Source organism: Brooklawnia cerclae (assembly GCF_011758645.1).
Classification (GTDB): Bacteria; Actinomycetota; Actinomycetes; order Propionibacteriales; family Propionibacteriaceae; genus Brooklawnia; species Brooklawnia cerclae.
Genome location: NZ_JAAMOZ010000001.1, coordinates 982697 through 1003499, shown reverse-complemented (window position 1 = coordinate 1003499; position 20803 = coordinate 982697). Strand labels below are relative to the sequence as shown.

Annotated in this window: 18 protein-coding genes; 6 read left to right on the top strand and 12 right to left on the bottom strand. The window is 67.4% G+C overall.

Annotated features, from left to right (window positions below; translation table 11 throughout):
- Positions 1-553: 553 nt before the first annotated feature.
- The 8 genes from FB473_RS04975 to FB473_RS04940 all read right to left on the bottom strand — a co-directional run bounded on the left by FB473_RS04975 (position 554) and on the right by FB473_RS04940 (position 9860).
- Entirely contained in the window at positions 554-2317 is a 1764-nt protein-coding gene (locus tag FB473_RS04975) for an LpqB family beta-propeller domain-containing protein (RefSeq protein WP_167165351.1), read from the bottom strand.
- The gene (mtrB, locus tag FB473_RS04970; RefSeq protein ID WP_167165350.1) at positions 2314-3900 is read right to left on the bottom strand and encodes an MtrAB system histidine kinase MtrB; all 1587 of its coding nucleotides are present in this window, start codon (positions 3898-3900) and stop codon (positions 2314-2316) included. The genes FB473_RS04975 and mtrB overlap by 4 nt, the downstream gene beginning before the upstream one ends.
- Entirely contained in the window at positions 3900-4622 is a 723-nt protein-coding gene (mtrA, locus tag FB473_RS04965) for an MtrAB system response regulator MtrA (RefSeq protein ID WP_167165349.1), read from the bottom strand. Before mtrA ends, mtrB begins: the two co-directional genes overlap by 1 nt.
- A 72-nt stretch (positions 4623-4694) precedes the next feature.
- Positions 4695-5660 (bottom strand): hypothetical protein, encoded by a 966-nt coding sequence (locus FB473_RS04960; protein WP_167165348.1) that lies wholly within the window; start codon positions 5658-5660, stop codon positions 4695-4697.
- A 125-nt stretch (positions 5661-5785) separates the two neighbouring features.
- Complete coding sequence (locus FB473_RS04955) at positions 5786-6418, bottom strand: YqgE/AlgH family protein (RefSeq protein WP_167165347.1); 633 nt, start codon at positions 6416-6418, stop codon at positions 5786-5788.
- 117 nt (positions 6419-6535) lie between these two features.
- Complete coding sequence (locus tag FB473_RS04950; RefSeq protein WP_167165346.1) at positions 6536-7927, bottom strand: NAD-dependent succinate-semialdehyde dehydrogenase; 1392 nt, start codon at positions 7925-7927, stop codon at positions 6536-6538.
- A gap of 133 nt (positions 7928-8060) precedes the next feature.
- The gene (locus FB473_RS04945; RefSeq protein WP_167165345.1) at positions 8061-8831 is read right to left on the bottom strand and encodes a C39 family peptidase; all 771 of its coding nucleotides are present in this window, start codon (positions 8829-8831) and stop codon (positions 8061-8063) included.
- Between the two features lie 120 nt (positions 8832-8951).
- Positions 8952-9860, bottom strand: coding sequence for a LysR substrate-binding domain-containing protein (locus FB473_RS04940; protein WP_208390443.1), 909 nt, complete (start codon positions 9858-9860; stop codon positions 8952-8954).
- A 75-nt stretch (positions 9861-9935) separates the two neighbouring features.
- Between FB473_RS04940 and FB473_RS04935 the strand changes: the two genes are divergently transcribed.
- Positions 9936-10772 carry an aldo/keto reductase gene (locus FB473_RS04935; protein WP_167165344.1) on the top strand — a complete coding sequence of 279 codons (837 nt, stop codon included), beginning with the start codon at positions 9936-9938 and terminating at the stop codon, positions 10770-10772.
- A 56-nt stretch (positions 10773-10828) separates the two neighbouring features.
- Here the strand turns inward: FB473_RS04935 and FB473_RS04930 are convergent, their stop codons facing one another.
- On the bottom strand, positions 10829-11725 hold the full coding sequence (locus FB473_RS04930; RefSeq protein ID WP_167165343.1) for a helix-turn-helix transcriptional regulator: 897 nt from the start codon (positions 11723-11725) through the stop codon (positions 10829-10831).
- Between the two features lie 237 nt (positions 11726-11962).
- On the opposite strand from FB473_RS04930, the gene FB473_RS04925 reads away from it, so the two are divergent.
- The 3 genes from FB473_RS04925 to FB473_RS04915 all read left to right on the top strand — a co-directional run bounded on the left by FB473_RS04925 (position 11963) and on the right by FB473_RS04915 (position 15427).
- On the top strand, positions 11963-13015 hold the full coding sequence (locus tag FB473_RS04925) for a zinc-binding dehydrogenase (protein ID WP_208390442.1): 1053 nt from the start codon (positions 11963-11965) through the stop codon (positions 13013-13015).
- 214 nt (positions 13016-13229) lie between these two features.
- Positions 13230-14294 (top strand): NAD(P)-dependent alcohol dehydrogenase, encoded by a 1065-nt coding sequence (locus FB473_RS04920; protein WP_167165342.1) that lies wholly within the window; start codon positions 13230-13232, stop codon positions 14292-14294.
- Between the two features lie 116 nt (positions 14295-14410).
- Positions 14411-15427, top strand: a complete 1017-nt coding sequence (locus FB473_RS04915) for an aldo/keto reductase (protein WP_167165341.1) — start codon at positions 14411-14413, stop codon at positions 15425-15427.
- 114 nt (positions 15428-15541) lie between these two features.
- Here the strand turns inward: FB473_RS04915 and FB473_RS04910 are convergent, their stop codons facing one another.
- A complete protein-coding gene (locus FB473_RS04910) occupies positions 15542-16294 on the bottom strand; it encodes an SDR family oxidoreductase (protein ID WP_167165340.1) in 753 nt (250 codons plus the stop codon).
- A 129-nt stretch (positions 16295-16423) separates the two neighbouring features.
- Complete coding sequence (locus FB473_RS04905) at positions 16424-17596, bottom strand: MFS transporter (protein ID WP_208390441.1); 1173 nt, start codon at positions 17594-17596, stop codon at positions 16424-16426.
- A gap of 68 nt (positions 17597-17664) precedes the next feature.
- Here FB473_RS04905 and FB473_RS04900 point away from each other — a divergent pair, with 68 nt between their 5' ends.
- Positions 17665-18873 carry an ROK family transcriptional regulator gene (locus FB473_RS04900; protein WP_208390440.1) on the top strand — a complete coding sequence of 403 codons (1209 nt, stop codon included), beginning with the start codon at positions 17665-17667 and terminating at the stop codon, positions 18871-18873.
- A 58-nt stretch (positions 18874-18931) separates the two neighbouring features.
- On the opposite strand, the gene FB473_RS04895 is transcribed toward FB473_RS04900, so the two are convergent.
- Entirely contained in the window at positions 18932-19216 is a 285-nt protein-coding gene (locus FB473_RS04895; protein WP_208390439.1) for a hypothetical protein, read from the bottom strand.
- 384 nt (positions 19217-19600) lie between these two features.
- Here FB473_RS04895 and FB473_RS04890 point away from each other — a divergent pair, with 384 nt between their 5' ends.
- Positions 19601-20617, top strand: coding sequence for an aldo/keto reductase (locus tag FB473_RS04890; RefSeq protein WP_208390438.1), 1017 nt, complete (start codon positions 19601-19603; stop codon positions 20615-20617).
- Positions 20618-20803: the final 186 nt, after the last annotated feature.

Sequence of the window (20803 nt, the reverse complement as noted above, 5' to 3'; positions counted from 1 at the left end):
TCGCGTCCTGGCTCAGATTCCCGCGAGCTGTGGACAACGTGCCGGGGTCACTTCAGATTAATGCGGGCAACGCTGGCTGAGCCTGTCGAAGCCCGTTGCCAGACGACAGCTCCACGACCCTTCGACAGGCTCAGGGACCATTGATCAGCGTTTCGCTAAGGAACCGCTGACCAATGCGGGCAACGCTGGCTGAGCCTGTCGAAGCCCGTTACCAGACGACAGCTCCACGACCCTTCGACAGGCTCAGGGACCATTGATCAGCGTTTCTCCAGGGAACCGCTGATTAACGCGGGCAACGCTGGCTGAGCCTGTCGAAGCCCGTTACCAGACGACAGCTCCACGACCCTTCGACAGGCTCAGGGACCATTGATCAGCGTTTCTCCAGGGAACCGCTGACCAATGCGGGCAACGCTGGCTGAGCCTGTCGAAGCCCGTTACCAGACGACAGTTCCCTGACCCTTCGACAGGCTCAGGGACCATTGGTCAGCGTTTCTTTAGCGCAGTTGAGAGCGCGCGGATCTCCTTCCATGAGCCTCCGTTGCCACTCACACCCCTACGACGGGTAGGCGAGGTCGGTGACACCCTCGACGAAGACCGGCCAGCGGTACTGCGCCTCGTAGCGCAGACCTCGGTGGGCCGATGTGACGATGGCGACCGTGCTGGTGCTGGACGACACCAGCGCGGTGATGCCCACCGCGTCCACGTCGCTCATCGGGCCCTGGGACGTCACCGTCGAAGCGTCGATGTCGAGTGTGTACACGGTGAACTGGCCGTAGCGATCGCTCGTGCCCAGCACCATGAGCCGATCCGCGGTGGTGAACGCGACGTCACGGAACCGCGTCACCGGGCCGTCGCTGGTGTTGACCGGCAGCTCTCGCCAGCCGTCGAGCACCAGTTGGTCGGTGCCCCGTAGGTGCAGCATGCCGAGACGCTGCTCGGAACCGACCTGCGCGACGACCGCAACGTGTGTCTCGTCAGGCCCGATGCGAAACGCGACCACCTGGGCGCCCGCCAGTTCGCCGATCGGCAGCACACTGACGCTCCCGTCGGTGGATACACGCACGGCGACAGGGCCGTCTGCCGTGTTGTCCACCGCCCACAGCGCGGACTCCGTGTCGAACTGGGGTGAGACCAGACTCGTCCCGCTGTACACGAGGGTGGGTTCGGCGTCCTCCGATCCCGCGGTGTAGAGCCGCCGGCCGTCCTCGCTGGTGACCCCGAAGCGCTCATCGGTCCACGAGACGGCCACTCGTCCCGGACGATCCGACCAGGTACCGCCCAGCGGTCCGGCCACCGGCTCACGGGCGGGGAAAGCCTGATCGGCGGCGATCCGCACCACCACCCCGTCGCTGATCCCGTACAGGTCGCGGTCGGCGTCGTGGCGCTCCGGCGCGAACTGGGCGACCGCAGCCGTGCGCACGACCCCGTCGGCATCGGCACCCGGGATCGACATCGTCCGGCCGTTGACGTCGATCTCGATGCCCTGGATAGCTGTGAAATACCGCAGCGTGTGGAGCAGCTGAGCGGCGGCCTGAAGTCGCTGGTTCGCGCTCAGGGCCTCGGCCTCGGCGCTCAGGTTGACGTGCGCGATGCCGTCCTCGTCGACGGTCGTGCCGAGGCTGTGCACCTCGCTGGGCAGGACGTCGAGCACCGCCGGGCGCAACCAGCTGCCCGGATCGCGCAGCAGCGCTCTCACCAGCACGTCCGGGGAACTCGACGCGAGGTCCTCCTGGCGCAGGAACACACGCTGGGCGACGAGCCGCTCGCCCGCGGAATCCAGGTAGTAGACCGGCACCGAGCGGAAGGCGCGGCGGAAGCGCTGCACGGACATGAGGACGCCGTCGCCCGGGTTGCCGATGCGCCATTCGCCGTCGACCTGTGTCATCTCGAAGTCGTGCGACAGGCTCTCCTCGTCGGCCGCGGTGAACACACCGTCGGCGTCCAGCCGCCCGGCGAGCGGGGCGCGGAGAATGGCCACGTCGTCGTCGGTGACAGCAGTCGACTGGCCCGTGGTGTCGTAGATGGTGACGCCGGATTCCGGATCCCATGCCGCTGCGGCCTCTGCCGTGAGGTACTGGCGTGCCACGGCGTAGCCCTCACCCGGCGACTCGAGCGCGGAGAAGAAGCCGTCCAGGATCGCCTCGGGCGAGGCCCCGGAATCCGGCGGCTGGGCGGCGACGTCGATTCCGGGCGCCACACCGGCGGTGCGGGCGTCGCTGGCCCGTTGGACGGGCCCGCTCGTCGGGAAGGACGCGCAGCCCGCCAGCACCAGCACGACCCCGACCACACCCAGGTGCCTGGCGATTCGGCTCATCATGCGGTCCCCCCTGTCGTCTGCCGGGCCGGCCCACCGGGCGCGTCACGGGGCTCCAGGGGCAGCGGCGAATCCTCCAGGACGACGTCCTGGGTGCGTGGGAGCGTGAGCCGGAACTGGGCGCCCTCACCCGGACGCCCCCATGCCTCCAGCCAACCGCGGTGCAGCCTCGCGTCCTCGATCGAGATGGCCAGCCCGAGCCCGGTGCCCCCGCCGACCCGGTTGCGGCTCTCGTCCGCCCGCCAGAAGCGATGGAAGACCATCTGGCTCTGCGAGGGCTCGAACCCGACCCCGTGGTCGCGCACGGTGACCGCCACCGCGTCCTCGTCCCCCGCGACGTCGATGACGATCGGCCGCCCCTCCCCCAGCCCGATGGCGTTGCTGAGAAGGTTGCGGACGATGCGCTGGATGCGCCGGACGTCGCCCTCGACGGTCGTGGCGCCCATCTTGTGCAGTGTGATCCGGCTGCCCATCTGCTCCGCCACGGCCGACTCGGCGGCGACCTCCTGCTCCACGACGTCCCATACGTCGACCTCGTCGGCGCTCAGGACAGCTGCTCCCGCGTCGAACCGGGAGATCTCGAGCAGGTCGGTCAGCATGGACTCGAAACGATCCACCTGGTCGTGCAGCAGTTCGGTGGTGCGCTGGTGATCGGGGCTGAACCCGTCGCGCGACTCGTACAGCACCTCGGCGGCCATACGCATGGTCGTGAGCGGCGTCCGCAACTCATGGCTGACGTCGGAGACGAACTGCTGCTGCACCCGCGACAGATCCTCCAGCCGGCTGATCTGGCGCTGCAGTTCCCCCGCCATGTTGTTCATGGAGGTGGCCAGGCTCGCCAGTTCGTCGGTGCCCCGCACCTCGAGGCGCTGGTCGAGATCGCCGGCGGCGATGCGCCCGGCCACGTCGCGCGCCTGACGGATGGGGACGGTGACCTGATGCGAGACGAGATAGGCGATGACGGCCAGAGCCACGATGAGCAGAGCACCGGTCGAGTAGAGCGCTCCGCGCAGAGCCAGGATCGTCTGAATCTCCTGATCTGCGGGAAACAGGAAGTAGACGGGGAAGGTCTGCCCCGACGGCGCGATCAGACAGCCCCCGACGGCGACCCCGGCGGTGCTGCTGCCGTCGGCGTACTTGATGTCGGCCGGCGTCACGAACACGCTCTCGGGTTCGTCGGCGAGTTGCTCCCGAAGAGACTCGGGCACGCTGGCGGGCAACACGTCCCGCGACATGTAGACCGTGGCCGAGGCCTCGATGATCACCTTGAACTGGCCGGGTTCGGTGCCCACCTCGTCGGCCAGTTGCCCGAGGCGCTCGAGCAGCGACTCCGTTCGCAGGTCGGTGTCGTCCAACTGGTTCTGCATGCGCTGCAGCGCGGTCGTGGCCTCCGCGGAACTCGCCTGCATCTTCGCGTCCACGATGCCTCGGGACGCGTTCTGCAGAAGCATCCAGCCGCCGAGGACGAGCACCAGCACCGAAGCCCCCAGCGTCGTGACGATGACGCGAAGAGGCAGGGACGACCCCCACAGCCCGCGCGGGCCGGATGGCCGGTGGCTCCGGGGACGCTCGACGGCATGCGACATCAGGACACGCCAGCCGCCGTATCCCCGGCCCGGTACCCGACGCCGCGCACCGTGATCACTATCTCGGGCCGTTCCGGGTCCAGCTCGACCTTCGAGCGGAGCCTTTGCACATGCACATTGACCAGCCGGGTGTCGGCGGCGTGTCGATAGCCCCAGACCTCCTCGAGGAGGGTCTCGCGGCTCAGCACCTGGCGCGGGCGGCGTGCCAGGGCCACCAGCAGATCGAACTCGAGGGGGGTGAGGCTGATGACCGTCTCGCCACGGCGCACGGTGTGCGAGCGGGTCGAGATCACCAGATCGCCGATCCGCAGCTCGTCGCTGACACCCTCGGACGCGCGCGCCCGAAGCCTTGTCCGGATACGGGCGACCAACTCTTTCGCCTTGAAGGGCTTCGAAACGTAGTCGTCGGCCCCTTCCTCGAGACCACGGACGACATCGGTGGTGTCGGACCTCGCTGTCAGCATGATGATCGGCACACCGGACGTCTCACGGATCTGGCGGCACACCCGGATCCCGTCCATCCCCGGCAGCATCACGTCCAGCAGCACGAGTGCCGGCTGCACCTGCAGGAACGCTCCGTAGGCCTGATCACCCGTGGCACACCATTCGGTGTCGAATCCCTCTTGGCGCAGGACGATCTGCAACATCTCGGCCAATGCCGCGTCGTCGTCCACCACAAGAATGGTTTGCCGAGGGCCGACGCGCCCGTTCACCTCAGTCATGCACCCCTCGCCGGTTCAGACCTGCATTGTCCCCATGCTAACCATCGGCGGCGTGCATCGGCGCGTCCGGCGTCAGGCCAGTCGCTGGCCGTCAAGGCCGAACACGATGGAACCGGTGCCGGTCTCCCCACGGAGCACCGGCTGATTGGCCCCGGAGTCGAACTCGAGCGTGATGAGCCCACCACCGAGGCCCCCGGCCGCGTCCCCGGCCGCCTTCACCTGTTCCACCAACGAGCCCACCGCCGCCGGGTCGATGGTCGAGATCTCGATCGGAGTGCCGGCCTGCGTCCCACTCGCTTCGGAGGGAGTGCTCGCGTCCGCCGAACTGCTCTGTCCCGTACCGTCCTCGTCCGCGCAGGACGTCCCGACCCAACTGCTGAGGTACAGCGTCCAGGCGCAGGTGGTGCCATCGCTCAACGTCACGGACTCGTCGGCGACGTCGACCGGCATGCTTCCCTCGATGATCGAGAAGCGGTAGATGCTCGTGATGCCCAGCGACTTCACGAGCGCCAGCCTGGACTGCACACCGGCTGCCGTGTACGGGTCGCCGAACTGATCGACCGTGCTGCCGCCGACGGACACGAACCCGGGATTCTGCGCGTCACCGTCGCAGATGCCGGTCGCCAGTTGTTCCCCGTTGTGCATGACCGACCAGGTGAGTTCCACGGCCGCGCAGTCCGGCATGGCGTCGAGCGCCTGGGTGTAGAGGTCACCGATGGGGATGTCGTCGGTCACCGGAATCGTCGGGACCGGCTCGGCGAGCGCACCGTCCTGTTCACTGATCTGCCCCGCCGGCCACGACAACGTCACCACATGGCCGTCCTCGGTCGCGCCGTCGGCCAGCAGGCTGACCTCGATGCCCTGGTCGGGATCGACGTGCACCGACGAGATCTGGTCGTATCCACGGTCATGAGCGAGGTCCTCGAACGACGCCTGGATGCCGGCCGCGTCCGAGGGGAGCGCCGTGACGCCCTTGGTGGGATCGTCTTGCTCGGTGGTGCACGCGGACAACGCCACCAGCCCTGCCATAGCGATCATGGCGAGACGCTTCATCGGGAACCTGCCTTGCAGTTGGGACGATGCGGCACAGCCGCCCGGACCCCTGCCAGTGTACCGAGAACCCCTCCCGGGCTGGCGCGTCACGGCGACCCGGGGCGACCGGGTCAGTTCAGTTCGGGGTCGGTCGGCCAGGTGGACATCAGTGCGGCCTGCCCGCCCTGCCGACGCAGAACCCGGCGCCACAGTCCGGTCGGTTCGGCCGTGAAGATGTCCTCGTCGCGCGCCGATGCGCGGTACCACAGCCCACGCGACAGTTCGTCCTCCAGCTGCCCGGGGGCCCAACCGGAGTACCCGGCGAAGATGCGCAGGTTGCTGTAGCCACCCTCGGCCAGCTCGACGGGGGTATCGAGGTGCAGCAACCCGATGTCGCGGATCACCCGTCGCCACCCAGGTGGGTCCTCGCCCGCGTCCACCAGTTTGGCGACGCAGATGGCGCCGTTCGGCGAGACCGGCCCACCCGCGAACAGCACCTGCGGGGGTGCGACCAGATCGCGCCACTGGGGCAGCACCGAGTCGAGTTCGGTCGGCGAGAGCTTGTTGAGCGCGACACCGAGGGCACCGTCGCCGTCGCAGTCGAGGAGCAGGACGACGGATTGGTCGAAGAAGTCCTCCGAGCCGCCGGCAGAAGACACGAGCAGCTCGCCAGCCTTCGGGGGTCGCGAGCTCAACACATCGTCGATTCTGGCACCTGTGCCCCCGACTGTCGCGCAAACCCACGGACGCCGGACTGCCCGCATGATCGTCCCGAGGAGGCCGATGATGGGGTCTTCTGCGCTCGAAAAGCCGCGACGACAGCCTGGGGGTGGGGGTGAGATCCCGCTCGCCAGGTTCGACGACCGATACGATGACGCCGATCAGAACGCGTCGTCGATGGGTGTCTCGACGACGGCCTTGATGTTGACGAACTCGTGCAGTCCGAGGTCGATGAGCTCGTGCCCGTAACCGGAGGTCTTGACTCCCCCGAAGGGAATGTCGGCCTTGACGCCGGTGGGGTGGTTGACGAACACCATGCCCGTGTCGATCTGGGCCGCCACACGGCGCGCCCGCTCAGGATCTTCCGTGAACACCGACCCACCGAGCCCGAACGGGGAGTCGTTGGCGACTCGCACGGCCTCGTCCTCGTCGGCGACCCGGAACAGCTGAGTGACCGGACCGAACATCTCGGTGATGTAGCCCGGGTTGTCAGGAGTGATGCCGGTCAGGATCGTGGGCTGGTAGAAGGCACCCTGCGCAGGCACCGGATCCCCGAGCGTCTCCGCCTGCGCTCCGGCGGCGACGGCGTCGGAGACCTGCGTGGCGAGGAGATCGGCAGCATCCTGCGAGGATAGCGGGGCCAGAGTCGTCGCCGGGTCCATCGGGTCACCGGCCTTCAGCGCCGCCACACCGTCGCGGTACTTCTCCAGGAACCGGTCGTAGACCGCGTCGACGACGATGAGGCGCTTGGACGAGACGCACACCTGGCCAGCATTCCAGTGCCGCCCCACCACCGCCCATTGCGCTGCCTTGTCGACGTCCGCGTCGTCCAGCACGAGGAACACGTCCATGCCTCCGAGTTCGAGGGTGGACTTCTTCAGGTACTTCCCGGCCGTGGCGGCCACGGCGGCACCGGCTGCCTCGCTGCCGGTCAGCGCCACACCGCGTACACGCGGGTCCGACAGGATCAGCTCGCTGTGATTGTGCGAGGCGTAGAGGTTCGTGAAGACGCCCTCCGGCAGGCCTGCCTCACGGAACAGAGCCTCGAAGGCGGCAGCGGCCTGCGGGACGTTCGAGGCGTGCTTGAGGAGCAGAGTGTTGCCCGCGATCAGCTGCGGTGCGCCCACCCGCACGATCTGGTAGTAGGGGAAGTTCCATGGCTCGACCAGGTAGAGCACGCCGAGGGGCTCGTAGACGAGCTTGACGGCTCCTTCGTCGAATCCTTCGGCCGGGAGCGTGCGCGGGTTCAACTGCTCGGCGCCGTGCTCCACGTAGTAGTCGAGGATCTTGGCACTGAGCTCGACCTCGACTTCGGCCTCGGAGATGAGCTTGCCCATCTCCAGGGTCAGGATCTGGGCGTATTCGGCGTGACGCTCACGCAGGATCCGTGCGGTGTTGGCGAGTACCTGCATCCGCTCGGCGATAGGGGTGTTCTTCCACGACTGGAATGCCGTGTCGGCCGCCGCGATCGCCGCGGTGACCTCCTCGTCGGTCGCGGTCGGGAAGGTCTTCACGATCTCACCGGTGTAGGGGTTGGTGGTTGTGTACGGCATGATCTGATCTCTTCTTCCTCAGTTTTGTCTTCTTGCCGATTCCGAGGGTGTAGCGCGAGGAGGCGGCAGGGATATTCCCTCCGTGTCCCGTGACAGGGATGTGGCCCCCGCGCTTACGTCGCTGCCTTGATCCTCAGTAGCTGAGAGCCCGCAGATCGAGGGCATCCCAGACCTGGCCGAGTTCCCCGGCGCTCATGACCGCGTCCTTCTCGCCCGTCCACGGATCGTTGTAGTAGAAGCGCTCCGCGTCGAACCCCGTGACAACGATGGCGTGGACGGAGAACCCGTGCATGGCCACCCAACAGACCACCGGTTTGCCCTGCCTGAGTGACTCCCGCAGATCGTCCAGGGTCGCCCCCGTCAGGTCGGAGAAGCCGCCGGTTTCCTCGACCATCAGCTGCGCGAAAGCGGCGGGGTAGATGGTCCACCCGCTGTCGCTGTAGGGATCGCCCACATAGCCCTGATCCGGATCGTCGGCGCTGTAAGGCATCCGGTCGGCAACCTCGATCTTCGAGATCTCGGCACCCGCGTAGGTGACGAGCATCGCGACCGCGGTCGCCTCGCATCCGGTGGGTAGTTCGGGGTTCTGCGCGAAAGCAGGTACATCGAGGCGGACGACGTCGACCGGCATCGCCTGCGTCGGGGGCAACGTCTCCTCGGGAACGAGGGTCGCGGGCAGCCGGGAGTCATCGCCTCCAGCGGACGAGCAGGACACCCCGATCGGTATGTGACAGGACGACTTCATGCGCGACACGTCGACCACGGCGGCCGCGCCGCGCATGACCGCCACGAGCGAGAAGGCGATCAGCACCGCCACGGCGAACGCCGGAACCGACAGCCGACCAGGCCGCCTCCCGGCGATCGGCCGACCGCCCACGTGCCACGGTCTCCTGGTGCTCGCCATCGTCTTCTCATCACCCGACCTGGTCTCGGCGCCACAGGGTGCGCGCACCCTCGAACGTCGAAGATATGCGAGCCGACCAGTTCGAAACAGGCCCTCTCAGTACCCGTCCGACGCGCAACCTCACCGCACCGTCGCCAGTTCCCGCATGCCGCGGGAATCGCCGAGCAGTTCGAGGAACAGCACTGCGGGGATGTCGGTGTGCTCCTGCGCGGTGGTGATCGCGCTCACGGTCCAGTCGGGTGTCGTCGACCCCGGCAGTGCCATGCTCATCAGACTCGACGCCCCCGGTTTGGCCGCGACGTGCTTCGGCACGATCGCGATGCCCAGGCCACGACGCACGAGGTCGAGAAGCGTGTTCACATCGTTCACGCTGCAACGCACACGCCGGTTCACCCCGTGCGCCGCGAGTGCCTCGTCGTTGAGCGTCCGGACGCCCCACGAGGTGCCGAAGTCGACGAAGTCCTGGCCGTCCAGCGAACTCCAGCGCAGCGGCGTGCTCGCCGCGACGCGATGCTCCGGAGGAAGGAGCACCACCAGCGGCTCCTGCCCGATGACCGTCTGGCGCAAGGTTCCCAGGCGTTTGTTCGTCGCCACGAACGCGACGTCGATCTCCCCGGAGCGGGTCGCCTCGACCAGATCGTGCGACCCGGCCTGGACGAATTCCGTCTTCACACCCGCATACCGGCGATGGAAGCGCTCCAGCAGCGCCGCGACATCGACGAGGCCGAGGCACTGCTCGGCACCTACACGGAGCGATCCGGTCGCCGCGCGGCTGGCCCGCACGACGGCGTCCCTCGCGCGCGCCACCTCGTCGAGGATCGAGCGCGCGTGCGGAACCAGCGCGAGGCCGGCGGCTGTCGGTTCCACCCGCCGTGTGGTGCGCTCGAACAGTTGCGTCCCCAGTTCCTCCTCAAGGCTTCGGATCGCCGACGACAGCCCCGACTGGGATATCCCGGTCAGGTCCGCGGCGCGTGTGAAGTTGCGCTCTTCCGCGAGGGCGATCACGTACTCCATCTGCCGGATATCCACTGATCCGCCTCACTTCTCAATCTCATGACCGCAAGCTGTTGGACTTGTAGATTAGCGGTTCCTACCCTTGGCGTCATGACCATTCCCTCAGTGACCCTCAACTCTGGCTTCGACATCCCCCAGCTCGGTTTCGGCGTCTTCCGCGTGCCTTCGGCGCAGACCGAGAGAGTCGTGAGCGAAGCCCTGGAGGTCGGCTACCGACACATCGACACCGCCGCGATCTACGGGAACGAGGACGGCGTGGGCGCCGCGATCGAGAGCAGCGGCATCCCCCGCGACGAGCTGTTCGTGACGACCAAGCTCTGGAACGACCGGCAGTCGGGTGACCAGCCGCTCGACGCGATCCGTGAGAGCCTCGACAAACTCCGGCTGGACTACGTCGATCTCTACCTGACGCACTGGCCGACGCCGGCGAAGGACACCTATTCGCATGCCTGGTCGAAGCTCATCGAGATCCGGGACGCGGGACTGTCCCGCTCCATCGGCGTCTCGAACCATCTGCCGGAGCATCTCGACCGCATCGTCAAGGACACCGGTGTCGTCCCCGCCGTCGACCAGATCGAGTTGCACCCCGCCTACCAGCAGCGCGACGTGGTCGCGTGGGCACAGGCCAACGGCACCAGGATCGAGGCATGGGGCCCACTCGGTCAGGGCAAGTACCCGCTGTTCGAGAATCCGGCCGTCGCGGACGCGGCGGCCGCGCACGATGCGACGCCCGCGCAGGTGGTCATCCGCTGGCACCTGCAGAAGGGAGTCATCGTCTTCCCGAAGTCGACCCACAAGGCGCGCATGGCCGAGAACCTCGACGTGTTCGGCTTCGAACTCACCGCGGACGAGATCGCCGGTATCGACGCGCTCGACCCGGGCGACGGATCGGGACGCGTCGGCTCGCATCCGCTCGAATTCAACTGATGCCCGTGGTCGTCCCGCCCGGAGCCACACCGGGCGGGACGACCTGTGGCCCCTGGCTATTCCGCTTTGGTCGCGGCGTTCGTGCTGGACAGCTCGGCACTCAGCTGGTCCTGGGTGGCAGCCCAGGATGCGAGCACCTTGAGGGCATCGGCCGTCGGAGTGCCAGGTTCAGCGGTGTAGACGAGCAGGACGAGGCCCGGGTCGGACGGGAACTCCATCGCCTGAAAGCCCATGTCGAGATCGCCGACCACCGGGTGATGGATTTTCTTGGTACCGGTTCGGTGGAAACGGACGTTGTGTTTGGCCCAGCGCTGCCGGAAGTCCTCGCTGCGGGTCGACAACTCCCCGATCAGGTCGCTGAGTGACTTGTCGTAGGGGTTCTGGGCGGCTTCGGCGCGCAGGAACGCCGCGGTGTCATCGGCAGCTCGTTCCCAGTCACACCAGAACTGTTTCGCTGCGGGGTCGAGGAACATGAACCGCGCGCTGTTGGCGGGACGCTTCGGGTCGGTGAGCATCGGCGCGTGAAGGGCGAGGGCGAGTCGGTTCGCGGCGAGCATGTCGTGGCGTGCGTTGCGTACCCAGGCCGGGGCTTCGCTGATCGTGTCGAGCACCTGCCGGATCGAGGATCGCACACGTGGCTCGGCCGGCCTACGCCGAGGAATCGGGCCCGCGTTGGCACGCCGAGCGAGATCGAACAGGTGCTCGTGCTCGGCCTCGTCCAGGTGCAGGGCCCGGGCGATGTTCGCCAGCACACTCTCCGAAGCGCCGGCCAGATTCCCTCGTTCCAAGCGGATGTAGTAGTCGACGCTCACGCCGGCGAGCATGGCGACCTCCTCGCGACGCAATCCGGAGACCCGTCGCTTTCCGCCGTACGCGGGCAGACCGGCATCTTCGGGGCTGAGGCGTGCCCGGCGAGTGATCAGGAACTCGCGGACCTCGGCTTTCTCGTCCATGCCGTCAACGCTACGCACAGCATTCACCGACAAGGAGGCTCTGGTGTTACCTGTAGCCGACGACCCGTCTGTGGTGCCCCGGACGAGAGGCCGAGAGCGTCCGGCCCGCGTCCTCATGGAGGTTCTGCCAGTACCCGGAAGAACAAAGACTCCCGCACCGCCGTGGGCTGGCGTTTCCTTGGTAGTGGCCCGACAGGGGCTATCTATTGACTCTGACAGAAAGACGCGGCTGACTTTATGAAGGCGACGTTCATGTACGGTGCCGGCGACGTGCGCATCGAGACCGTTCCCGACCCGATCATCCAGGAACCGACGGACGCGATCGTGCGCACCGTGCGCGCGTGCATCTGCGGTTCCGATCTTCACCCCTACCACTCTCTGCCGGCCTCCGGCATCGGCACTCCGATGGGCCACGAGCTCATCGGAGTCGTCGAGGAGGTCGGTTCGCAGGTGACCGCCGTAGCGAAGGGCGACTTCGTGATCGCCCCGTTCGCGTTCAGCGACAACACCTGCGTGTTCTGTCGTGAGGGCCTCAACACCGCGTGCATCCACGGCGGGTGGTATGGCACCCCTGAGACCGGCGGTCTGCAGGCCGAACTGGCCCGCATCCCGCAGGCCAACGGTTCTCTCGTGCGAGTCGCCGGCGTCGACCCCGACACTGCCGACGAAAGCCTGCTGGCATCGCTGCTGACCCTCTCGGACGTGTATCTGACCGGATACCACGCCGCTCACATGGCACAGCTCAAGCCCGGGCAGACCGTGGCCGTGATCGGTGACGGTGCGGTCGGGCTCTCCGCCGTGTTGGCCGCGAAGCAACTCGGCGCGGAGCGGATCATCCTGATGGGCCGTCATCAGGATCGCACCAGCCTGGGCGTGCAGTTCGGCGCCACCGACGTGGTGGCCGAGCGAGGCGCCGAGGGAATACAGAGGGTTCTGGACCTCACCAACGGCGAGGGCGCTCACGCGGTGCTGGAGGCCGTCGGCCATCTGCCCGCCTACGAGCAGGCCTACGGCATCGTCCGACCCGGCGGCATCATCTCCCGGGTCGGAGTGCCCCAGTACGAGGAAGCGCCCATCGGCTTTGGATCGCTGTTCGGCAAGAACGCTCGCCTGGCCGGTGGCCCCGCCCCGGTGCGCGCATATCTCGAACCCGCCATCGAGCAGGTCCTCGATGGCACGATCAACCCCGGCAAGGTGTTCGACCGCACCGTAACCCTCGACGAAGTGCCCGCCGGCTATGCCGCGATGAACACCCGCGAAGCACTCAAGGTCATGGTCAAACTCGCCTGATCGCGCGCGTCCTCCCGCTCGGCCGTCGGTGTTGTTGCCACACACCGGTGGCCGAGCCAAGCTTCCTCTTCCTCGTCGCAAATCTGCTCAGCACTCTTGCCCTCATCGTGCCCGCCGCCTTCACCGTGCGCCGAGCGGTGATCGTCCCCGCGAATGCCTCGACCGATATACCTGTGACTTCCTGAATCGCCTACCGCAACATAAGGAGAAAGCCTTGCTCACCGTCAATGCCTATGCCGCGCCGTCCGCCACCGATCCCCTCGTGCCCACCACCATCGAGCGCAGGGACGTCGGCCCCACCGATGTGCTGATCGCGATCCGCTACGCGGGCATCTGTCATTCCGACATCCACACCGTTCACGGCGACTGGGGGCCGATCACCTATCCGCAGGTGGTCGGGCACGAGATCGTCGGCGAGGTCGTCGAGATCGGCCCCGAGGTCACCCGGCACAAGGTGGGCGACAGGGTCGGAGTCGGCTGCATGGTCAACTCGTGCCGCGAGTGCGACAACTGCCGGGCAGGCATGGAACAGTACTGCCTCAAGGGCAACGTCGGCACCTACGCCTCCGTCGATCGTGATGGCACGATCACCCAGGGCGGTTACTCCACTCATGTGGTGGTCGATCAGGACTTCGTGCTGCGGGTGCCGGAGTCCATCCCGTACGAGAAGGCGGCACCACTGCTGTGTGCCGGAATCACGACCTATTCACCGCTGGCGCACTGGCATGCCGGGCCAGGCAAGCGTGTCGCTGTCGTGGGCCTGGGCGGGCTCGGCCACATGGCCGTGAAGATCGCCCACGCGATGGGCGCGGAGGTCACGGTGCTGTCGCGGTCGCTGCGGAAGAAGGACGACGGCCTCGCGCTCGGCGCCGATCAGTACTACGCGACCGGTGATCCGGGCACCTTCGAGCGACTCGCGAACCACTTCGATCTGATCGTCAATACTGTCAGTGCCCCGCTCGAACTGGACGCCTACCTGGGTCTGCTACGGCTGGACGGCACGATGGTCAACGTGGGCGCCCCCGCGGAGGCGCTGCCTCTGCACGTGTTCACCCTGTTCGGCAACCGCCGTTCCTTCGCAGGCTCTGGGATCGGGTCGATCGCCGAGACCCAGGAGATGCTGGACTTCTGCGCGGAACACGGCATCGCCCCGGAGACCGAGCTGATCGCGGCCTCCCAGATCAATGATGCCTATGCCCGCGTCCTGGCCTCGGACGTGCGCTACAGGTTCGTCATCGACATCGCCACTCTCACAGGGTCCGGCGAGGACGCGGCCTGATCCGCCCTGCCCCGAGGCAGGTAAGAACAGGCCCTCCCCGGCCAGTGCGCAGCGGCATAGCCTCGCACGAGGTGTTCGGCGGTCATATGCGCCGTCACCATGGAAAGGAGCAATCGATGAGGTACCGTCCGCTCGGCCGCACCGGCGTGCAGGTCAGCCCCCTCTGCTTGGGGACCATGATGTTCGGCCCGTGGGGCAACAACGACAAAGCCGATGCCATTCGCATCATCCACACCGCTCTGGACGCAGGCATCAATTTCGTCGACACCGCCGATGTGTACTCCGGCGGAGCATCGGAGGAGATCGTCGGCGAGGCCCTACGGGGCCGACGCGAGGACGTGTTCCTTGCGACGAAGTTCTTCATGCCGATGGACGACGACCCGAACCATCGTGGTGGATCACGCCGATGGATCGTCCAGGAGGTCGAGAATTCGCTGCGCCGGCTGGGCACCGACCACATCGACCTGTACCAGGTGCACCGGCCCACCCCCGACACGGATATCACCGAGACTCTCGGCGCGTTGTCGGATCTCGTGCATCAGGGCAAGGTGCGCTATGTCGGCTCCTCGTCGTTCTCCGGCTCGCAGATCGTGGAGGCCCAGTGGATCTCCCGTGAGCGAAACCTGGAGCGATTCGTGACCGAACAGCCGCCGTACTCGATCCTGGTGCGCGGAATCGAGGAGGACGTTCTGCCGACCGTGCAACGGTACGGCATGGGCACCCTCACCTATTCGCCGTTGGACGGTGGGTGGCTGTCGGGTCGCTGGCGCAAGAACGCCGCTTCCACCCCCACATCGGCCGCGCGGCCAGGAGCCCGATTCGACATGTCGACCGCGGCGAACCAGCGCAAGCTCGACCTCGTCGAGGAACTCGCCACCGTGGCCGAGCAGGCCGGTATCCCGCTGTTGCAGATGGCGATCGCGTTCGTCATCAACCATCCCGGTGTCACCGCCGCCATCGTCGGGCCCCGGACGATGCAGCACCTGGAGTCCTACCTGCCGGCCGCCGACATCACGCTGCCGGCCGACGTGCTGGACCGCATCGACGCCATCGTCGCCCCCGGCGTGACGGTCAACCCCGATGACAACAGCTACGGAGCCCACGAACTCCTTCCGGAAGCTCGCCGGCGCTGAACAACAGACGATGGGTATCCGCTTCCCCGGCACGGCCTGGGAGCGGATACCCATCGCCTCATTCTGGACGGGATTCTGCGCGGGACCCCGCTGAGGTCTCGGTGGCTATGTGGGTCACGACCGCGAGCGCACCGCGTCCAGGTCCACACGTACCCGCGCCGGTTCGTCGCCCAACGGCAGGTTCGCCGCGTCCCGGACCCCGTCAAGGCTTCCGACGGCATCCGCGCTGAGCGCGGTGAACAACGGTTCCAGATCGGTCTGGGCCGGGCCGCGTTCAGCGACCAGTTCGAACGTCTTCCGTGCCGCCGCCGCGCTGGTCACCGACGCCACGAGCACCTGTGCGATCTGGCTGCGTGCAACGACACCATCCGCCGGGCTCCCGGCATGTCGTGTGTCACCCTGCAGGAAGTGCAGATGCTCCTGATCGGCGTCGTTGCAGTCGAACCATCCCGGACGCACGATCGTGTAGTCGTGGCCACTGGCACGTACCAGCCGCTCCGAGCGCCGCTTCCAGTCGTGCAGGGCCCCCAGGCCCGTCACACCGATCGCCGTCATGAGCGCGATCCGCACCGGACGATCACCGATCGCCGCCAGGACGTTGCGCACACCGCCGTAATCGATCGCCTCCAGGCCGTCACTTCCATACGCCGCGCCGTGGGTGAACACCACGGCCTCGACGCCCGCGACCGCGGCAGTAAGCGTCTCGGGACGAGTCAGATCCCCCACCACAACTTCCGCGAAGGAACCGAACCCGCGGCCACGGCTCTGGTCGCGCGTGAGCGCGCGCACCGTATGACCTCGTCGCGAGGCTTCTGCCACGACATGACGTCCTATGCTGCCCGTCGCGCCGACACTGAGAATCTTCATGGCCTCAGCCAAGTCTCCCCGAGGCCTGTGAGGCAGTCCCTGTCATTACCCGGATCGGGAGCACTCCCTCACGCGGGCTGAGATAGTTGGCGGTCGTGCTGTCGGCGAGAGCGCCGTCCCAGTCGAAGATCAGTGCCTGCACACCTGCGCCAACACGAACACGGCCATTGCGGCGATCACGGCGCCGAAGGCGAGGAAGGCATCCTCGCGGATTCCGGCTGCAGCGAGCACGCGCCCGCCGATTGCAGCCCCGACAGCAATGCCGACATTGGATGTGGCGTTGATCCAGGCCCCGGCGAGTTCGGGCGAGGTAGCTCGAGTTCGGACGGCGGCCACCTGGTAGACCGACGACACGGGTCCCCACGCGCCGTTCCACACCGCGCCTGCCACGACGACCCCGGCGAGATGTGGGTAGCCGATCGCTGCCGCAAGGATGCCCACACCGACCATCCCGAGGATCAACAGTGCGCTGGTGCGGGGACTGCGGTCGAGCCACGGGCCGCCGAACCAGACGCCAAGAAGCCCGAACACACCGAAGACCAGCAGGATCGGCGCGACGGCAGCTTGCGTAGCTCCGGATCGGAGCAGCAACACGCTCACATAGGTGTAGAGCGTGAAGTGGCCGACGAACGCGAGCGCGTTGGACGTGACGACGAGGGCCATCCGACCCCGCTGCCCGGGGATCGCCGAGGCCGTGGTCGCCGGGGCGTCGACATCGGGCAGGACAACGGCGATCAGCGCCAGCACCAGGAGCATCAGTGCCGCCAGCAACCAGAATGCAACGTGCCATCCGACCGCGTTCCCGAGCGCCGTGGCGAGAGGAACACCCAGGACGAAGCCGACCGAGGCCCCGGATGAGACGAGCGCCAGCGCCCTGCCCGTCATGGCCGGCGGCACCAAGCGCACGGCGTACCCGATGACGACCGAGAAGAACAGCGCATGCGAGAGGCCTCCGATCGCGCGGCCCACCGCCAGCACGGCGAAGGTGGGCGCGGCCGCCGCGACGACATTGCTCAGCGTGTAGCAGCCCATCACCGCCAGCAGAAGCCGCTTGCGCCGGAACCGACGCGTCAGGACCGCCAGCGGGACCGCACCCAACGCCACCATCACCGCATAGAAGCTCACCAGCAGGCCTGTGGTGGACTCCGACACCTGGAGACTGTCGGCAATCGCGGGAAGCAGACCGACGGGCAGCATCTCTGTGGTCACCCCGGCGAAGACCGCAGCCGCCAACACCAAGATCCCGGGACGCGCCCGCGCCGACCCGACGCCAGACCTACCGCCCACCACAGCCTCAACCACGCTCAGCCCATCTCTCCAGTTTTTACTCGCGCTACGAGTATATTAAGCGAGTGGAATACTCGTGGGCAATGACGCATACGCCGAGCCCTCGCGCTGCCCGACAACGCTGGTCGACAGCCTCGGAGTTGCTGCGCCTCGTCCATGCCGAGCCCGGGATCACGCGCACCCAGGCGTCCGATCGGCTGCGACTCTCGAGTGGGGCATCAACCGAACTCATCGAGCGCCTACGAGACGCCCGTCTGCTCTCCGAAGAACGCGCCGAGGCCAGCGGCCGGGGTCGCCCCACCACCCTCCTCGCGGCAAACCCGCAAGGTCCGCTGGTGGTCGTCGTCGATCTGAACACCCCGCGATGGCGAGTCCTGATCGCCGACCTCACCGGCAACCAGAAGGTGGTCGGGGCGGGCGACTACGGCGATCGCGAACCCGCGGCGTTCCTGTCCGAGATCGCCGACATCGTGGCCACGACACAGGCAGGCGCTCCTCGGCGAGTGCGCGCTGTCGTCGCGGTGGTGGCCGGGCTAGTAAGCGGGACCGAATTGCTGCAGTTCACGATCCGTGGCTGGAACGACGTCGACCTCGGAATTCTCACCAGCCGTATACCGGACCCATCACACGTTCAGCTCATCGTGGGCAACGACGCCACCCTGAGTGGCCTGGCCGAGGCACGGACCGGCGCCGCCCGCTCAGCGCGGGTCGCGCTCCACATCCTGATCGCCGTCGGACTGGGCGGTACGATCCTGGTCGACGGACAGCCTGTCACCGGCGCCCACGGCGCGGCGGGCGAGTTCGGACACCTGCCTTTCGGCGACCCCACCGTCCCGTGCCCGTGTGGTGCCTACGGCTGCTGGGATCTCATGATCGACGGCCGCGCCCTGGCCCGGAACCGTGGCGACGAACCCCCGAGCGACCCCATCGCTTACGCTCAGCATCTGCTCGACGCCGTCCGATCCGGCACATCGACCAGCCCTCGCGACAAGCGCGCCGTCGACGCCGTCGCACGCGCACTTGGAGCCGGTATCGCCGGCCTGGTCAACATACACGACCCTGAGATCGTCACCATCGGCGGACTGGCAACCGGCATCCGCGCAGCGGCACCCGCCGCCTTCGACGACGCCTACGAACGGGGGTTGATGGCCTTCCACCGGCGGCTACCCCCGCCCATCCGCGACAGCGTGCACCAAGCCGACGGGCCCGTCCGCGGCGCCATCGCACTCGCCATCGACGAAATCACCACGCCGTCGGCACTCGCCGCGTGGGAGGCGTCCAACGCGGACTGAAAACCAGCGTCTCTGCCTCCCTGATGCATGGGTTGGAGGCAGCGTGAGCACGAGACTCTCACCAGTGGATGCCGAGCATGTCGGCGCTGCGTTGCCAGTGGTCGCGCACGGTTTCGGGGCTGTAGGCCTGGCGGTTCGTGCGCCCGATCCATCCCGGTGTTCCGTAATATTCGCCCGACCTCCATGCCTCTCCCGGTCTGCCGTCGACGAAGTACCGAAGTCTCGCGCCGCCCTTGCTCGGGGAGATGAGAAATCGTTTGAATACGCCGTGGTAAACGCGCTGAAAGTAGCTGTCAGCGTCCGAGGCGAAGTTCGTCGCGACGTTGCCGGGGTGGAACGCCACGGATGACACCCTTCACGGTCATGGCGGAATAGTCGACCTCGACGAGGAGGTCGTCGTCCATCAGGCCCATCATGCGGCGCTGGAGGGAGCCTGGCGAGAAGCGACCCCTGCGCGAGCTCCTCGACGACGCGCTGGGCTCCCCGCGCCGCATCGCAACGCCGTAGCGTGCGGAAGCCCAGCGCCCGGTGCACCGAGACGCTTATTACGAGTCGTACAGTAGCGTAATGGTGCTAGATTGACTTCGACGATGAACGGTCACTGAGTGCGGCGCCCGGCTCCGCCAGCGCCGCCGGGACGTGCAGGCACGCATCGAGCGCCTCGAGCACGGCCACCGCGCCACTGACCCGCAAGATCGCATTGTTCGAACAGGTGAGAGGGGCTTTCATGCTTCAGCAGACACGGCTCGGGGCAGGCGGTCCCGAAGTGGGAATCATCGGACTGGGCTGCATGGGGATGTCCGCGTTCTACACGGGCGCCGGGCAGGGCGAGGATGAGTCGATTCGCACCGTCCGCCGGGCCGTCGAGCTCGGGGCGACATTGATTGATACCGCCGAGCTCTACGGGCCGTACACGAACGAGGAGTTGGTCGGCCGGGCGCTACACGGCATCCGCGACCAGGCGGTGATCGCCACGAAATTCGGCACCATCTCGTACCTGGACGGCGACCGCCAGGGCAACGACGGGCGGCCGGAGAACGTGCGCCTCGCCGTCGAGGGGTCGCTGACGCGGCTGGGCACCGATCGCATCGACCTCTACTACCAGCACCGCCCCGACCCGTCCACGCCCATCGAGGACACCGTGGGCGCCCTGGCCGAGCTGATCCAGGAGGGGAAGATCCTCGCCTACGGACTCTCGGAGGCCGATGCGTCCACGATCCGCCGCGCTCACGCCGTGCATCCGGTCGCCGCGGTCGAGACCGAGTACTCGCTGTGGTCGCGGGACGTCGAGGACGAGGTGCTGCCCACGCTGCGCGAACTCGGCATTCCCCTGGTCCCGTACTCGCCGCTGGGGCGCGGGTTCCTCACCGGCCAGATCCACAGCAGCGACCAGTTCGATGCCGGCGACACCCGGCGCAACCATCCGCGTTTCGCCGACACCGCGCTTACGGCCAACCTGCGCATCGTGGAGCGCATCGAGGCGATCGCCACCGAACTCGACGCCACCCCAGCCCAGGTGGCCATCGCGTGGCTGCTGGCCAAGGGCGGCGACCGGCACGACATCGTCCCCATCCCCGGCACCCGGCGCGTCACCCGGTTGGAAGAGAATCTGGCCGCAGCGTCCGTCCGGCTCACCGGCGACCAGCTGCGCAGCCTCGACGCACTCCCGCGTCCCGTCGGAGACCGCTACTCGGACATGCGCCATCTCGTCACGCGGGCCGAACCCGTGCAGGACGCCAGGTGAACGAGGGACGCTGGAGTACAGCTGCGCGACCGGCCGCCAGGATCGGCATCACGATCCATCAGACCACCCTGCAGCACTAGGCAGAGCTCAGCGAGAGGCGGCCCCTGCGCGAAACCCTTGCCGAGGCCTGAGTCCCTGGGCCGTATCGCGGCGCCGTAACGGGCTGAGGTCCAGCGCCCGGTGTGC

Coding starts and splice junctions, on each gene's coding strand:
- FB473_RS04935 (WP_167165344.1), top strand. CDS start 9,936: ATGACCATTCCCTCAGTGACCCTCAACTCTGGCTTCGACATCCCCCAG.
- mtrA (WP_167165349.1), bottom strand. CDS start 4,622: ATGACTGAGGTGAACGGGCGCGTCGGCCCTCGGCAAACCATTCTTGTG.
- FB473_RS04960 (WP_167165348.1), bottom strand. CDS start 5,660: ATGATCGCTATGGCAGGGCTGGTGGCGTTGTCCGCGTGCACCACCGAG.
- FB473_RS04910 (WP_167165340.1), bottom strand. CDS start 16,294: ATGAAGATTCTCAGTGTCGGCGCGACGGGCAGCATAGGACGTCATGTC.
- mtrB (WP_167165350.1), bottom strand. CDS start 3,900: ATGTCGCATGCCGTCGAGCGTCCCCGGAGCCACCGGCCATCCGGCCCG.
- FB473_RS04975 (WP_167165351.1), bottom strand. CDS start 2,317: ATGATGAGCCGAATCGCCAGGCACCTGGGTGTGGTCGGGGTCGTGCTG.
- FB473_RS04890 (WP_208390438.1), top strand. CDS start 19,601: ATGCTTCAGCAGACACGGCTCGGGGCAGGCGGTCCCGAAGTGGGAATC.
- FB473_RS04945 (WP_167165345.1), bottom strand. CDS start 8,831: ATGGCGAGCACCAGGAGACCGTGGCACGTGGGCGGTCGGCCGATCGCC.
- FB473_RS04915 (WP_167165341.1), top strand. CDS start 14,411: ATGAGGTACCGTCCGCTCGGCCGCACCGGCGTGCAGGTCAGCCCCCTC.
- FB473_RS04955 (WP_167165347.1), bottom strand. CDS start 6,418: ATGCGGGCAGTCCGGCGTCCGTGGGTTTGCGCGACAGTCGGGGGCACA.
- FB473_RS04925 (WP_208390442.1), top strand. CDS start 11,963: ATGAAGGCGACGTTCATGTACGGTGCCGGCGACGTGCGCATCGAGACC.
- FB473_RS04950 (WP_167165346.1), bottom strand. CDS start 7,927: ATGCCGTACACAACCACCAACCCCTACACCGGTGAGATCGTGAAGACC.
- FB473_RS04930 (WP_167165343.1), bottom strand. CDS start 11,725: ATGGACGAGAAAGCCGAGGTCCGCGAGTTCCTGATCACTCGCCGGGCA.
- FB473_RS04900 (WP_208390440.1), top strand. CDS start 17,665: ATGACGCATACGCCGAGCCCTCGCGCTGCCCGACAACGCTGGTCGACA.